A 16114-nucleotide genomic window follows, 5' to 3' on the forward strand; every position below is an offset into this window, starting at 1 on the left:
ACCGGATGCGCAAAAATAGCAGTGAATTTGCGGTCTAATTGCTTGAATTATTAATGATATTATGGCCAATAGACATAGGGGAATAGTTGTTACCATACAGATTTTTTAATCAAAATGTAATAAAAGAATATAAAAAAATTAACTAATGAACCTGCGTTTGTTAATGGTATAAGCCGTGCGTGAAATTTGATGATCGAACTGTATAAAAGGGTAAAGGGCTATAAATGTTGATTTTTAGGCGTTTTAAAACTGATCTCATCAGTTTTAAAACTTTCTAGTTCTGCATAAATCGGTAGTTAGTCAGTTGAATGGATTATTAAAAATGACTGTTAGAAAAATACTAATTTCACCTATTTTGCCGTTTTCTCATGTAGACCAATAATAAATTTATCTTTAAAATAGTATGCATGGTGAATTTATGATAAAATGATTTTGTTGAGGAGTTCGTTTATAGGGGATACACTTTATATAGACGACTCTTCATTATAGAAATGTGTATAGACCGATTATACTCAACTTTCAAACTTGTGAGTGCGATGCGTAACTGGGAGGCGTACTTACATCGAAAATTTATAGACAACTTTTTCAGACAACTTAAGGAGGACGATTAAAAGTGAAGTTCATGCGGAATAAAGCTTTTAATGGCGATCCCAAATTGCGGTATAAGATGTACAAGGTAGGGAAAACCTGGGTTTTCGCTGCATTGGCATCATTCTCGTTATTGGGTGCTGGGTCATTGACAGCGAGTGCTGATAGCACAAGTCAAGCCGATACCAGTAGTAATGCAAGGGTAGTTTCATCTGCGGCAAGTTCTGCGAATTCTGCCGCCGATGAGCTAGAGTCAAGCGCGTCATCAGCTAATACATCTAGTGCAGCTAGCTCATCAGCTAGTGGTACAGATACTTCAACTACTTCTAGTACCGCTTCATCCACAGCAAGCGCTGTGCAAGAGAGCGAAACAGTTTCTACTAGTAGCTATTCAGAATCATCATCTTCAACCGCAACTAGCTCTACGAGTTCCGCTGCAACGAGTGCTACGAGCACATCTGCGGCAGCAACAAGCGCTTCTAATGCTAGTGATGCGGCAACCACAGCTTCCAGCTTGGCATCAACTGCTAAAGTTGACATTACCTTAACCACAAATGTTAGTAAGACAGTGGCAACGGTAGCAACTACCAAGAAGGCTGTTGTGACACCATCTACTGAAAGCGCTACGGTCAGTTCTAGTGCAGCAACGACAGGAAGTACGGCTGCTGAAAATTCTGCAGCTGCCGCAGATCTGGCCACGGCATCTTCAGCTGCCAGTGCTGCAAGCAGTTACGCAGCGGTAGTTGAAATACAGAATGCTTTAGATGTCCAGACTGCGAATAGTGCTGCGCAGAGTGCTTATAAGGAAGCTGAAAAAGCTTATGACTTTGTTGAACATTACAATAGTCTGGCAGCAATGTACTCCCAAGCTTCAATTGATATTGCAGCTGGGGGTGCGAGCGGGGATGTGGGAGCTAACACGATTGCCTATGTTAACGCTTTATCCATGGCAACTTCATACACGGCTGAAGTCAGTTCCTACGCTTCAGTCGCAACGTCTGCTGCCAGTGCAGCACGGAATGCGGCAACGCAACAGATTGTTTACATGGTTAGCAACGCAAGTACTGATGTTAATGCCGCGGCAAGCACAGCTAATGAATTAGCAGCTTCAGCCGCCGCTGCCGCAAGCAGTGCTTACACGGCTACGCAATTTGATAAGACTAATTCAGCAGCTTTATCTGCTTACTCAGCGGCTAACAGTGCTGCTGCCGAAGCTAGTAGTGCTGCTACAGCTTTAAACGATGCTGCAACTAAAGCCGCACAAGCATTAACGGTTGCAAGTAGTGCCGCTGCTGCTGCCGCCACTGCCACGGATGATACGGAATACGATGCTGCAATGGGGGCATTATCAACAGCCAATAGTTTGGCCAGCGAAGCCGTCACCACTTTGGAGGCAGCAACGACGGCCACGAGCACAGCACAGGCCAAAGCAGAGGAAGCTTCAGCACTAGCGATTTCTAATATTGCTAATAGTGCTGCTGTCAGTGCCAGTAACGCGGCCACCGATGCAATGGCAGCCAGCAGCTCAGCTAGCGAAGCAGCACAGTATGAAGGTGATCAATCGGTTATTTATGCTACATCTGCTGCCAGTTCTGCAACGTTAGCCACTGCCGCCGCAACTGCAGCATCTACGGCCGCAGTTAACGCAGCCAATGCATCTACGGCAAAAGACGCAACGTCATATGCTAAGACCGCTGCCAGCTCTGCGGTAGTTGCGTCATCTGCTGCCAGTGAAGCCGCCGCTGCTGCATTGTTGGCAGAAAAGTTTAATACGCACGTTAGTGGGCAGCAATCGGATGCAGATGGTGCTACTCTGACAACGGCAATTGACAACGATACCTTGGCAGTGGGAGACACGTTGACGATTACAACGTCAATCACTGATTTGACAAGTGGTGCCTTGCTTTATTCGCTGAGTGGCACACAGACGTATACCTGGTACTTCTCTACGGACGGTCAAAATTGGAGCCAATTAACGCAAACGACCGGTAAGAAGACGACGACAACGAATACGTTTACGCTGTCTACGGCAGGAACGTATTACTTCCAAGCTGTCGTTTCTGGGAAAAAGACGTATCCACTTCAAATCGGGGCAACAGCTATCAAGGCTGCATCTAATGTGTTAACGGTTGTTGTGACTGATGCAAATGGGAATTATACAGATCAGGCTTCAAGTTCCGCAAGCTTGGCGGCGAGCTACGCAAATGCAGCGACCGCCGCGGCTTCCAACGCAAGTAGTGCCATTTCAAACGCTTACGAGGTTGCTAACGTTGCTGGGATTCCAGCCGCTAGCTCTTATGCAAATATGGCAAGTTCCGAAGCTGCTATTGCAGCTGAGAACGCGGCAAATGCGACAAGTGCTGCGGCAGCTGCAAGTACAGCATATAGCAACGCTGCTGCCTTCGAAGCGGCCAAAGATTACTCGGCGGCCAGCTCTTACGCATTGGACGCGGCTGATTCTGCTTCCACAGCTAGCTCTTACAATACGATTTCCAGTACAGCAGCTAGTGCTGCGTTGAGCTATGTGAATACGGCTCTTGAAAAGGCTAAGGCAAACGACTACCTGGCTTCTAGCTATGCAACCTTAACCGCAAATGCCGCTAGTGAAGCCGCTAGTTTGGCTACAGTTGCTGGTTCTCATGCCAATGATGCTAAGAACGCGTACTCTTCAGCGGTTGACTTCAACTCTGGAGCGACCGAATACTACGAGGCAGCCATTTCAGCCGCAGCCGAAGCACTGGCTCAAGCTGCAGTTGCTTCTAGTGCCGCTTCAACTGCAGCCTCAGCAGCGGTTGAAGGGGATGCGGATACCGCAGAAATGATGTATGACCAAGCCTTGACGAACTTGGCCTACACTAATGATGCATTGGCCGCTGCCTCTGCAGCAGCCAGCTCCGCAACCAAGACAATTGTTGATGCACAATTGGACAACACGACAACTTTAGCTTCGTCAGCCGCAGCAATTACTTCTGCCGCTGCAGATGAAGCTAGCACGGCTTCATCTGTCGCAAATTCATTGGCCACAGCAATGCCTAATAACACAAGTTTAGGGGCATCCTACGTTGCTCAGGCTGCATATTATGCCCAGTCATCATTGCTAGACGCAGCGTATGGAGATCAGGCTGCTGAAGCGGCTACGAGCTACATGACATTGGCGTCATCAGCAGTTAGTGCAGGAAACTTCGTGGAAGCGAGCTCTTATGCAGCTGCTGCCGATTCTTCAGTAGCGGAGGCTGCTTCCTACGCAGTCACAGCAACTTCTGCCGCTTCGGACGCCACAATTGCTGCAAGCTATGCGGTCAATTATTCAAATAACTTGAGCACTTATCAAGGCAAACCAAGTGGGAATGCTTCTACCCTTTGGGGGATCACCTTAAGTTCTGGGTATACGCAACAACCAGCACAGTTGACACCTGCGATTGCCGGCGGCACGTTTACTTTAACCGCGACATCAAAGGTATCAGGGCTTGGGAACCTCACTGCTTCAGGAACATGGTACGTTCAGGTTAATGGCAAATGGATGACTACTGATGCCGCTGTGAAGGCCAACTATATTGAATCTGCTACTCCGAATGATGTTACGGGTGGATTTATTACCACTTCAACAATGAGTTCAAAGTTAACTGTTAAGACGAAAGCAGATTTTACTGGAACATTAGTCTTCCAATTGAGATCCTCATATGGGGTCATAACTTCCTTATACAGTGACTTAGCCGAAGTTGATATTTACGACAGTGAAATTCCAGCAACTGGAATTGAAATTAGTGGTGACAGCTATGTCTTCACTAATGATGTAACGAGCTATACGGCCATTACCAATCCAGGGAATGCGACTGGTACCGTGACTTGGACGAGTAGTAACACGTCAGTTGCGACCATCGATTCATCTGGTGTGTTGACAACTGTCGCTGACGCCAAAGGCACGACGACAATCACAGCAACGATTACGAATGAAGATGGTACCAGCTATACAGCTTCAAAAGTTGTAACGGTTGGGAGTGGGCTGAACGACCAGACGGTTAACGCCGGTGATGACTTAGAATGGGTACCAGCTGCAAATGCTGGTTCAGGTTCTGACACGGCAACTTACCAATGGTATTACGCAAGTACTGAGGACGGGACGCAAACAGCGATTGTAGGAGCAACCAACTCGACGCTTTCGTTGTCAGATATCAAGACCAGTCAAAGCGGCTACTACTTCCTGAAGGTTACTTCCGGAAGCTCAAGCATAACGCTAGGGGCCGGATTGCTGACCGTTAACGGTACAACTTCTGAAGATGCTGAATCAGCAGCCTCAGATGCATCTTCCGCAGCAGCAGTTGCTGGCGACTATGCGGCAGTGGCAAGCTCATACGCGAATGTAGCTGATCAATATGCAGACAACAATAAGTCGGCCGCTTCATACGCATCTCAAGCGCAAGATGCAGCAGCAACAGCTTCATCGGCGGCTTCAGATGCATCGGCCGCAGCATCAGCCGCAGCAGATAATTATAGTAGTGCTAAATCAGCCGAAACTGCTGGAGATAATGCAGCAGCTAAGGAATATGCTTCTCAAGCACAAGCGGCAGCTTCAGCGGCTCATGCGGCAAAGGACAAAGCATCTAGCGCAGCAAATGATGCCTTGAGTTACGCTAACTTGGCAATTGCAGCCGAAGGGGATTCTGACTCCGACAGTGATTCCGACTCCGATAGTGACTCAGATAGCGACAGTGATTCCGACTCTGACAGCGATTCTGACTCCGACAGTGATTCCGACTCAGATAGTGATTCTGACTCCGACAGTGATTCCGACTCAGATAGTGATTCTGACTCCGACAGTGACTCAGATTCCGACAGTGATTCTGACTCCGATAGTGATTCTGACTCCGACAGTGATTCTGACTCCGACAGTGATTCCGACTCCGACAGCGATTCCGATTCCGACAGTGACTCAGATAGCGACAGCGATTCCGATTCCGACAGTGATTCCGACTCCGACAGCGATTCCGATTCCGACAGTGACTCAGATAGCGACAGCGATTCAGATTCCGATAGTGATTCGGATAGCGACAGTGACTCAGACTCCGACAGCGATTCTGACTCAGATAGTGATTCTGACTCCGACAGTGATTCCGACTCCGACAGCGATTCCGATTCCGATAGTGACTCAGATAGCGACAGCGATTCCGATTCCGACAGTGATTCCGACTCCGACAGTGACTCCGATAGCGACAGCGATTCTGATTCCGACAGTGATTCCGACTCCGACAGTGACTCAGACTCCGACAGCGACTCAGATAGCGACAGTGATTCTGACTCCGATAGTGATTCGGATAGCGACAGTGACTCAGACTCCGACAGTGATTCAGACTCCGATAGTGATTCTGACTCCGACAGCGATTCCGACTCCGATAGTGACTCAGATAGCGACAGCGATTCTGACTCTGACAGTGACTCAGATAGCGATAGTGACTCAGACTCTGACAGTGACTCAGACTCCGATAGTGATTCTGACTCCGATAGTGACTCAGATAGCGACAGCGATTCCGACTCTGACAGCGATTCCGACTCTGACAGCGATTCCGACTCTGACAGCGATTCTGACTCTGACAGTGACTCAGATAGCGACAGTGACTCAGACTCTGACAGTGATTCGGATAGCGATAGTGACTCAGACTCTGACAGTGACTCAGACTCCGACAGTGACTCAGACTCCGACAGCGATTCTGACTCTGACAGTGACTCAGACTCTGACAGTGATTCCGACTCAGATAGTGATTCTGACTCCGACAGTGATTCCGACTCCGACAGCGATTCCGATTCCGATAGTGACTCAGATAGCGACAGCGATTCTGATTCCGACAGCGATTCTGATTCCGACTCCGACAGCGACTCAGATAGCGACAGTGATTCTGACTCCGATAGTGATTCGGATAGCGACAGTGACTCAGACTCCGACAGTGATTCCGACTCAGATAGTGATTCTGACTCCGACAGTGATTCTGACTCCGACAGTGACTCAGACTCTGACAGCGATTCTGACTCCGATAGTGACTCCGATAGCGACAGCGACTCCGACTCTGACAGCGATTCAGATTCCGACAGTGACTCAGACTCCGACAGTGACTCCGATTCCGACAGTGACTCAGACTCTGACAGTGATTCCGACTCAGATAGTGATTCTGACTCCGACAGTGACTCAGACTCCGATAGTGATTCAGACTCCGACAGTGACTCAGACTCCGACAGTGATTCGGACTCCGACAGCGACTCTGATTCCGACAGTGACTCAGATAGCGACAGCGATTCTGATTCCGACAGTGATTCCGACTCCGACAGTGACTCAGACTCCGACAGCGACTCAGATAGCGACAGTGATTCTGACTCCGATAGTGATTCGGATAGCGACAGTGACTCAGACTCCGACAGTGATTCCGACTCAGATAGTGATTCTGACTCCGACAGTGACTCAGACTCCGACAGCGACTCAGATAGCGACAGTGATTCCGACTCCGACAGTGATTCCGATTCCGACAGTGATTCCGACTCCGACAGTGATTCCGACTCCGACAGTGATTCCGACTCAGATAGTGATTCTGACTCCGACAGTGACTCAGACTCTGACAGCGATTCTGACTCCGACAGTGACTCCGATAGCGACAGCGACTCCGACTCTGACAGCGATTCAGATTCCGACAGTGACTCAGACTCCGACAGTGACTCAGACTCTGACAGTGATTCGGATAGCGATTCTGACTCTGACAGTGACTCCGATTCCGACAGTGACTCAGACTCTGACAGTGATTCCGACTCAGATAGTGATTCTGACTCCGACAGTGATTCTGACTCTGACAGCGATTCCGATTCCGACAGTGACTCAGACTCCGACAGCGACTCCGATTCCGACAGCGACTCAGACTCCGATAGTGATTCGGACTCCGACAGCGACTCCGATTCCGACAGTGATTCTGACTCCGACAGTGACTCAGACTCCGACAGTGATTCGGACTCCGACAGCGACTCCGATTCCGATAGTGATTCGGATAGCGACAGCGATTCTGACTCCGACAGCGACTCTGATTCCGACAGTGACTCAGATAGCGACAGCGATTCTGACTCCGATAGTGATTCGGATAGCGACAGCGATTCTGACTCCGACAGCGACTCTGATTCCGACAGTGACTCAGATAGCGACAGCGATTCCGACTCTGACAGCGACTCCGATTCCGACAGTGACTCAGATAGCGACAGTGATTCTGACTCCGATAGTGATTCGGATAGCGACAGCGATTCTGACTCCGACAGTGATTCTGACTCTGACAGCGATTCCGATTCCGACAGTGACTCAGACTCCGACAGTGACTCAGACTCCGACAGCGACTCCGATTCCGACAGTGACTCAGATTCCGACAGTGATTCTGACTCTGACAGTGATTCTGATTCCGACAGTGATTCTGACTCCGACAGCGATTCTGACTCAGATAGCGACAGTGACTCCGATTCCGACAGCGATTCGGACTCCGACAGCGACTCCGATTCTGACAGCGATTCTGACTCCGACAGTGATTCGGACTCCGACAGTGATTCAGATTCCGACAGTGACTCAGATAGCGACAGCGACTCCGATTCTGACAGTGACTCTGATTCCGATAGTGATTCGGACTCCGACAGTGATTCTGACTCCGATAGCGATTCAGAAGGTGACTCTGATTCAGATAGTGGTAACGGATCTGGCTCAAATGGTGGCGGATCAGACACTGGTGGTGGCACAACCGGTGGTGGTACGACTACCGGCGGGACTGGTGGAACTGGTACTGGGACGACTGGTACTGGCACAACGGGTACCGGAACAATTGGTGCTACGGCAGCACCAGTGGGCTACGCAGCAAGTGCTACGCCAACAGCTGCTAACGGTACGCAACCAGTTGTAACGAATTTGGCTAGTCCTAGTTCTAACGATAACAATGCATCAAACAACAATTCGTCAGACAAGAAGACAGCTGATAAGTCTACCGCTTCAAAGAGTGGAGCAGCCGCTGGTGCCTCAACTGGTAACAGTGCCGACTCTAGTCAAAATGCTCAGAATGATGGGAACAACCTGACACTCTGGGGATCCATCCTAGCAGCTATCGCGGCCGTAACCGGTGGCTCATGGTGGTACTTCGGTAGCAACCGTGGCAAGCACAGTGACGATTAACAATTGGTATCACAAAAGTGGTAAATAGTAACAAAATAGTTTAAAAGTGGGTATACTTGATTTATATCCAGACGGGTCTCCTTTGGGTCAAACTGGGGGGGCTCTTATATTAGAAAAATAATTAATGTGAGGGGCGGTTCTATCCATGAAAAAGACAGTGATTAAGGAGCTTCGAGAGGCACTTACGGCGCGGGGAACAACTAAAGATCAGGCGACGGGGAAGGTGACATTGGCGCTGTCTGTCTCGGACAAACGGCACAGAGCAAAGACATCATTTATCCGGGCGACTAGTTTGGATTTGGCTTGGAAGAGAGTCACTGAAATCCTGGCACCGGCACCCCAAGAAGCTTGGGTACGAATTGAGACGGTCAACAGTCTTCAACGGCGACCATTAGTGGACTTACAACAGGATTTGAAAGTCATGACCCGTATGAACTTCTGGCGACGTGGTGTCAGCTTTGATCCGGACCTGAAGACGGCGTTACTTGAGATGGAAATTAATGGTCACGAGTTCTTTCATCCCGGTAAGGATCATCAGGTTGGTAAGAATGCGTCGGATATGTGGATTGACTTTAAAGCGATTGCTGACTATCTGCAGGAACGGGATGGTCAAGAGACACCGGATTTAGCGGAAAGTCAGTATATTTGGAGCTTTACCACGGCAGGTATCTTTTCAGATGGTCAACAGATTTGGCCACTGTCTACGCGTGAAGATGGTACAACTGGTGTTCGTTTGCTGCAGGATCCTAAGCAAGAAATTCAGACGTATTTGATGGCTGGAGAAGCCTATCTTGCTCGTCAAATCGACGATGATGGCAAGTTCGTTTACGGCTATTTTCCAGCTGTACAACGGGTATTAACGAATTACAACAGTGTCCGCCATTTTTCCTCAATTTATGCGCTACTTGAAGCCATTGACGCGACTGATCGCGTGGCGGATATTGCAAAAGCACGGACCGCATTAAAGTGGGGAATTGACCACTTGACCGTATTGAAAAACGACGCTTGCTTTGCGATTGAGAATCCTAAGAATGATACGCCTGAGATCAAGCTTGGTGCGCAGTCAATGTTGATTCTTGCTTTGTGCAAGTACCAAGAGGTTGCCAAGGATTCACGGTTCGAAGAGGTTGCTCGCCAGGCCTTTCGTGGGGTAGTGGCTTTCCGCCAACCAACTGGACGTTTCAATCACGTCTTGAATCCTGATCTGACAGTAAAAGACAGCTTCCGAATTATCTACTATGAAGGGGAAATTGCTTTCGCACTGATTCGGTTGTTCGAATTGACTGGTGACGCTGATATTGGTCAACAGGCACAACAGACACTGAACTTCATGGTTGAGAATGATTTTGGTAAGTATCATGACCACTGGATTGCTTACGCTTCGAACGAAGCTGTACAGGCCTTTCCAGCCAATCGGGACTACATGGCAATGGGGTTACAGAATGCCTTTAGTAACCTGGGCTTTATTGAGGAACAAGTTAGTCCACACCCAACGCGTCTAGAATTATTGAATGCAACAGTTCGACTGATCGACGCAATCCGCCGGACGGGCAACGAGGATTTGTTAGAGAAATACGATGTCCAGCACTTGCGGGAAGTCTGGCAACGACGGGCAGAGCACGAGATAGCAACCGGGGCCTTTGAGCCAGAAGTTGCCATGTTCTTCTACCGACCAACTAAATTCTATGGTGGGTTCTTCACACGTAACGACCACTTCCGGACGCGAATCGATGACTGTGAGCATTTCCTATCAGGCTTGATTAACTATTACAATTACAAATACTAGGAGGCGACGGCCAATGATTATCTTAGCGAACATCTTTGCCTATAAGAAAATTCAAATGTTTATCCGAATGTCAATCTACATTGTCTTAGGGATCGTGGTCTTGGTCGTGCGTCACTACAATAAGAAAAAGACCCGTAAGCGTATGGATGAGAAGACAGAATATATGATGAAGCACACGAAAAAGGACAAGAATGGTAAGTATCCATGGGAAATCTAACGGTTAACTCAAATTGGGGGTAGTAGGATGAATTACTTTGTGGGAGCGTATTTGAATGCCAAACTAACCGGTATTGAGAAGGCTCAGGTCAACCGGATCAAGTTGTTTGCGGATGCAGGGTGGCCTGCACGCTGTATTTACACGAAGTACAATCCTAAGATTCATGCGAATGCGGCTAAATTTGGTTTAGATGGTCAATGCTTCACGCTTTATGACTACTTCCAAGAAGCAACAGATGATCAAGTCGTGCCGGTCAAGGACTGGGTCGAGTATTGGGAAACAACCTGTCATTTTCGCTTAGAGTTTGTGGACATTGCCCCAGATGTTAAGCTTTTCGATGAGCAGGATCGCTACGTGGCATACGTTCACTTCAACGATAAGGACTATCGGCACCCCGACTACGTGAACTATTTCGATAGTGATCACCAGAAAGTTAAACGGGACCTCTATGATTCACGTGGTTTTCTGAGCCAGACGAAATTCTTAAAGGAACAGCAGCGGGTACAGGCGGAGATTTTTTACAATCGTGACGGTCAGGTCAAAATTGAGCGAACATATCGTGAGGTTGACGGAAAGATGGTCTTGAAGCGTATCATCTTAAAAAATTTTCAGCAGCGCGACTGGTTCTTTGACACGGAGGAGGAGCTACAGACCTTCTTTTTCAATACGTTATATGAAGATGGCGATGTCTATTTCTGCGATAAGAACGGGTACATCGGGCAGGCGATGGCGAACACCGCTGCTAACGTCAAGGTGTGCGCGGTCTTCCACAGCACGCACGCCCGTGATCAGAGCGATGTCGTGGGTTCCAAACTGAAGAGTTCCTATCGGGTGCCGTTATCACAGCCGGAAAAATTCGATCGGTTCGTGGTCTCGACTACCTTACAAAAGCAAGATTTATTAGCCAGATTTGATAACTTGCCACCGATCGACGTGATTCCAGTGGGGTACGTTCAAGCGAATAAAGTTAGCCTGCGTAAAAAGCAGCCCCACCGAATCATTGGGGTCGCACGCTTCTCACCGGAAAAACAGGTGCTGCACCAGATTCAGGTAGTTGACCGGCTAGTCGATGAATTTCCCGATGTCGAACTCCATTTATTTGGTTTTGGCGGACCTACTGAAGAAAAACAATTAAGAGATTATGTGACGGATCATAATTTGACGAAACACGTCTTCTTCCATGGATTCGTGACGGATCTTTCGACGGCGTATGCGCAAGCCTCCTTGGAAATGGTGACCAGTAATGAAGAGGGATTCTCACTGACGACGTTGGAGGCTTTGAGTTTTGGCGTTCCAGTTATTAGTTATGATATCCGGTATGGACCAACCGAAATGATTACGGATGGTGTCAACGGAAATCTCGTAGAGCGGGATAATCAAGACATCCTGTATTGGAAGGTTCGGACTTATTTGAAGGATACAAAGATGCAGAAGACCTATATGAAGAATAGCTTACTTACGGCAAAAGAGTACACGGAAACGGCAACAATTGCGAAGTGGCGGTCTTTATTGTCAGCAATTCAAGGTTAGGATCGCTTGGCAAAATCGGTTAATATGGCGTTGGGGGGACTAATAATGGCTGTGGAAATTAGGGGAATTACTTTTTTTCAGACCGGTTTAGCTTATCAAGAGAGCCACAAACGAAAGGTTATTCAGGTCACACCAGCAGTGGCTGCTATGTTACGGGAACGGCACATCTTGAGCCACTTAAAGTCAGAGCAAGTGCGATTCTCCTTGGGCACATTTTTAGAGGTTAGTCGTAATGTGGTTATTGAACCCTTTGCAACATTTCCAGTGGGGAATCGCTTGTATCCCATGGGGGCATTCAGCTATTCACGCAGCGAACTACCCGTTAACACGATTGTTGGGCGGTATTCGTCGATTGCCACTGGTGTCAGTCGAATGGGAGCAAATCATCCTATGGATCGTTTTTCGACATCTATCGTGACTTATGAAGGTGGGAGTGCCGCGGTTAATGCTTATTTGCGATACCGATCAGACCAGATTGCTAGTTTCACTGGCGTCGCAGAATCTCAACCACTCGATCAGCCAGTTGTGATTGGCAATGATGTTTGGATCGGCCAAGATGTGACCTTTTCTTCAACAGGAATAACGGTTAACGATGGTGCTGTGATTGCAGCGAATGCGCTAGTGACAAAGGATGTCCCACCGTATGCTGTGGTGGCAGGAAACCCCGCGCGTGTGGTGAAATATCGATTTGATTTTGCTACGATTCAAAAATTATTAGCGCTCAAGTGGTGGCAGTATGATTTTGACCAGTTTGGGACGGTTCAAGCAGATGATGATGTTGCAACCTTTCTGGCTAAAGTACGGGTATTACGTGAGACTGATCAGTTACAGCCATTTGTGCCAAAACCAGTGAGGTTAGCTGATTTTCAAAAGTGACAAGGTGTGGTCATTGGCAAAGAAGCCAGCACGGAGACTAGATCTATTCGGGGTAGATTGCCAATTATAGAAGTTAACGATAGCAAAAAAGGGGAGCGGCAATCGTCGTTCCCCTTTTTGCGTCTTAAAGCTGGTTGATTATCTGATGTCCTTAGAGTGCTAGAACTTTCTTACCATAGAAGAGATTGGATCCCAACTGATCGGCTATGTCCTTGATTTCATTGGCAGTGACACCAGCAGGAACCAGGGTAATGCCCACGGAATCTGTCAGTCGCTTGGTCATCGTCCAGTCTTCCAAGCGCTCTTCATTGGCGAGACCAGTGCTCAGAATATGCTCGAAGCCTTGGGTGGCTAACCAATCCACGGCGGTCCCACGGTCTTGCGGACGGATCTGGTCGAAAGCAGTGCTAAAGGTCATGGTCATGCCACCAGCGGCTGCAATCAAGGGACGTAGCGCCTCCTGATCGAGATGGTGGTGAAGGTCGAGGGCACCGAAAACGACACCATCCACACCCAATTGCTGGGCTTCAAGTAGATCGGCCTCCATCATTTTCAGCTCAACGTCATCGTAAGGGCTGTGGCCACCACGAGGGGCAATCACAACATCTAAGGTGACTTGATGTTCGTGGGCGTAGCGGACGGCTTCGCCCATGACGCCCTTACTAATGGTGGTACCACCGACCGCCAAATTGTCGGCTAGGGCGACACGTTTGGCGCCAGCCTCAACAGCAGCGGGTAGTTGCGGATAATTCTCTAGTAACGGTTCAACTAACAGCAAAATCGTCAATCCTTTCTCAAATTAGAAATTCGTCAATGGCACTAACGGTATGGTACAATGAACGCACTCTATTAACGGGAGTGAAGTTATTGAAATCAGATACGCATAAAACACGCTCCTGGTTCTGGAACTGGGTCGTGAATAATCGCTTAGTGTCGATACTAACAATTACGCTTCTTATTTTACTCATTTTACTAGTCTTAAGTAAAGTCCCATGGCTTGCCACACCATTCGTTTTGGTCTGGCAGATTGTCGGTTTACCGATTATTATTGCTGGGGTGGGCTATTATTTACTAAATCCACTGGTTGACCGGTTGGAAAGACATCGCGTTGGCCGAACCTGGTCGACACTGGGGCTCTTCGTCATCATTGCCTTACTGTTGGTCTGGGGGATCGGTAGTCTGATTCCAATGGTGCAACGGCAATTGACGACTTTGATTGCCGAGTGGCCACATTACTGGCGGGATGCTACCAGTATGGTCTCTACGTGGCTCCAGGATGACCGGCTGAGTGGCTTAAAGGCACAATTGGACCAATTCAATCAGCAGCTGTCCGACAGCTCTTCAGCAGCCGTTTCCGGCTTAGCACAGAGTACGGTCAGTTCAGTTGGGGGTATCGTCAGTCGGGTCGTCTCAATTGCTGTGGGCGTGATCACCGCGCCATTCATCCTGTTTTATTTGCTACGAGATGGACACCAGTTACCAGATTACTTGGCCAAGGTTCTACCAATCAAGCATCGGCAGTCGGCTAAACATCTATTGGTGGAAATGAATCGACAGGTCAGTAATTACGTGCGAGGACAATTGATCGTGGCATTTATCGTCGCAATGTTGTTCTACGTTGGTTTCTTAATTGTTGGGTTGCGCTTTGCCTTATTGCTGGGAATTGTTGCGGGGGTGCTGAACCTGGTGCCTTACCTGGGATCTTTCCTAGCTATGGTACCTGCCGTAGTAGTTGCTGCCTTTGTGTCTCCGTGGATGTTGGTGAAGGTCCTGATCGTCTTTATTGTTGAACAAACGCTGGAAGGCCGGTTCATTTCGCCCCTTGTCCTGGGGAGCTCACTTAAGATCCATCCGTTAACGATTATTTTTATTTTACTGATTTCCGGGAAAGCCTTTGGCGTCCTCGGTGTGATTCTGGGGATTCCCGGATACGCCGTGATTCGCGTCATCGCGACCGAGAGCTTCCAGTGGTACCGCCAATTTGTGGGTGGCTACGATGAAGAGGAGCCGGCGCCCGTGATTGAACAAGGAGAGACGACACCTGATGAAAAAGATTGATGAAGCAGCCGCGTTCCTAACGACTCATGTAAACTTATTTCGCTGTCCCGTGTGCCTGGCACCATACGACCACGTTGAGGGGCACAGCTTGGTCTGCCCACATGGGCACAACGTTGACCTCTCGAAGAAGGGGACACTGTACTTTATGCAGCGTGCTGTCGAGAGCGAATATGACAATGCCATGTTAGCCGCCCGGCGACGCATGCTACAAGCTGGACTCTTTGCCGGTATCACGGCCGAGTTCGCTGCACAAATGCCAGCCAGTCCTCAGACGATTCTGGACGTGGGATGTGGTGAGGGGACACCGTTAGCCGATGTGCTACAACTTCGCGATAATCGCGATACGGCAATTGGCTTCGACCTTTCTAAACCCGGCATTAATTTAGCTACCCAACTGGGTGGGCCCGCTTTCTTCTGTGTAGCCGACTTGGCACAAATGCCGTTTAGCGATGGCGCTTTCACCACGGTGTTGGACCTCTTCTCGCCATCGGCTTATAAAGAGTTCAACCGGGTGATAGCGCCTGGCGGTCGCTTGTTAAAGGTGATTCCCAATGCGGATTATCTGATAGAATTGCGGCAAGCTATTTTTCCAGCCGGGAGTGCCCATGCTACTTACGATAATGGAAATGTCTTGGGGTTGTTCAAGCAACATTATCCAGAGGCAACGGCTCAGCGGATCCGTTACCAAGTGCCGGTTCCGGCCGACTTATTCGCTGATCTCATGTTGATGACGCCAATGCATTGGGGGGCTGACGAGGCGCAATTGGCACAGGTCAAGGCCGACCCCTTCGCCCACATCACGGTCGACGTGACTTTGTTAAGTACACAAGTGAATTAAGTAAAACGTTAAAGAATCTTACGCAAAAGGCTTGCGAACCTGACA

General features: G+C 48.7%; 8 protein-coding genes. 7 read left to right on the forward strand and 1 reads right to left on the reverse strand.

The genetic code is table 11. From position 1 onward, the window contains the following. Nucleotides 1-622 precede the first annotated feature (622 nt). The 5 genes from ACKTSF_RS01130 to ACKTSF_RS01150 all read left to right on the forward strand — a co-directional run bounded on the left by ACKTSF_RS01130 (nucleotide 623) and on the right by ACKTSF_RS01150 (nucleotide 13173). Complete coding sequence (locus ACKTSF_RS01130; protein ID WP_407886217.1) at nucleotides 623-8764, forward strand: KxYKxGKxW signal peptide domain-containing protein; 8142 nt, start codon at nucleotides 623-625, stop codon at nucleotides 8762-8764. A gap of 145 nt (nucleotides 8765-8909) precedes the next feature. Further along, nucleotides 8910-10550 (forward strand): glycosyl transferase family 1, encoded by a 1641-nt coding sequence (locus tag ACKTSF_RS01135; RefSeq protein WP_407885833.1) that lies wholly within the window; start codon nucleotides 8910-8912, stop codon nucleotides 10548-10550. A 13-nt stretch (nucleotides 10551-10563) separates the two neighbouring features. After that, a complete protein-coding gene (locus ACKTSF_RS01140; RefSeq protein WP_407885835.1) occupies nucleotides 10564-10767 on the forward strand; it encodes a hypothetical protein in 204 nt (67 codons plus the stop codon). Nucleotides 10768-10794: 27 nt separating this feature from the next. Continuing rightward, nucleotides 10795-12297: a glycosyltransferase gene (locus ACKTSF_RS01145; RefSeq protein ID WP_407885837.1), complete on the forward strand. Its 1503-nt coding sequence runs from the start codon at nucleotides 10795-10797 to the stop codon at nucleotides 12295-12297. A 45-nt stretch (nucleotides 12298-12342) separates the two neighbouring features. After that, nucleotides 12343-13173 carry a CatB-related O-acetyltransferase gene (locus tag ACKTSF_RS01150; RefSeq protein ID WP_407885839.1) on the forward strand — a complete coding sequence of 277 codons (831 nt, stop codon included), beginning with the start codon at nucleotides 12343-12345 and terminating at the stop codon, nucleotides 13171-13173. 151 nt (nucleotides 13174-13324) lie between these two features. Here the strand turns inward: ACKTSF_RS01150 and ACKTSF_RS01155 are convergent, their stop codons facing one another. Then, on the reverse strand, nucleotides 13325-13951 hold the full coding sequence (locus ACKTSF_RS01155; protein ID WP_407885841.1) for a copper homeostasis protein CutC: 627 nt from the start codon (nucleotides 13949-13951) through the stop codon (nucleotides 13325-13327). Between the two features lie 89 nt (nucleotides 13952-14040). Here ACKTSF_RS01155 and ACKTSF_RS01160 point away from each other — a divergent pair, with 89 nt between their 5' ends. Continuing rightward, nucleotides 14041-15231 (forward strand): AI-2E family transporter, encoded by a 1191-nt coding sequence (locus ACKTSF_RS01160; RefSeq protein WP_407885843.1) that lies wholly within the window; start codon nucleotides 14041-14043, stop codon nucleotides 15229-15231. After that, nucleotides 15218-16069 carry a methyltransferase domain-containing protein gene (locus ACKTSF_RS01165; protein ID WP_407885845.1) on the forward strand — a complete coding sequence of 284 codons (852 nt, stop codon included), beginning with the start codon at nucleotides 15218-15220 and terminating at the stop codon, nucleotides 16067-16069. Before ACKTSF_RS01160 ends, ACKTSF_RS01165 begins: the two co-directional genes overlap by 14 nt. Nucleotides 16070-16114: the final 45 nt, after the last annotated feature.

The sequence above is a fragment of the Levilactobacillus muriae genome, from assembly GCF_045862015.1.
GTDB lineage: Bacteria > Bacillota > Bacilli > Lactobacillales > Lactobacillaceae > Levilactobacillus > Levilactobacillus muriae.

Bases quoted from the DNA above. Each gene is read 5' to 3' on its own strand.
- ACKTSF_RS01140 (WP_407885835.1), top strand. From the start codon at position 10,564: ATGATTATCTTAGCGAACATCTTTGCCTATAAGAAAATTCAAATGTTT.
- ACKTSF_RS01145 (WP_407885837.1), top strand. From the start codon at position 10,795: ATGAATTACTTTGTGGGAGCGTATTTGAATGCCAAACTAACCGGTATT.
- ACKTSF_RS01130 (WP_407886217.1), top strand. From the start codon at position 623: ATGCGGAATAAAGCTTTTAATGGCGATCCCAAATTGCGGTATAAGATG.
- ACKTSF_RS01150 (WP_407885839.1), top strand. From the start codon at position 12,343: ATGGCTGTGGAAATTAGGGGAATTACTTTTTTTCAGACCGGTTTAGCT.
- ACKTSF_RS01165 (WP_407885845.1), top strand. From the start codon at position 15,218: ATGAAAAAGATTGATGAAGCAGCCGCGTTCCTAACGACTCATGTAAAC.
- ACKTSF_RS01135 (WP_407885833.1), top strand. From the start codon at position 8,910: ATGAAAAAGACAGTGATTAAGGAGCTTCGAGAGGCACTTACGGCGCGG.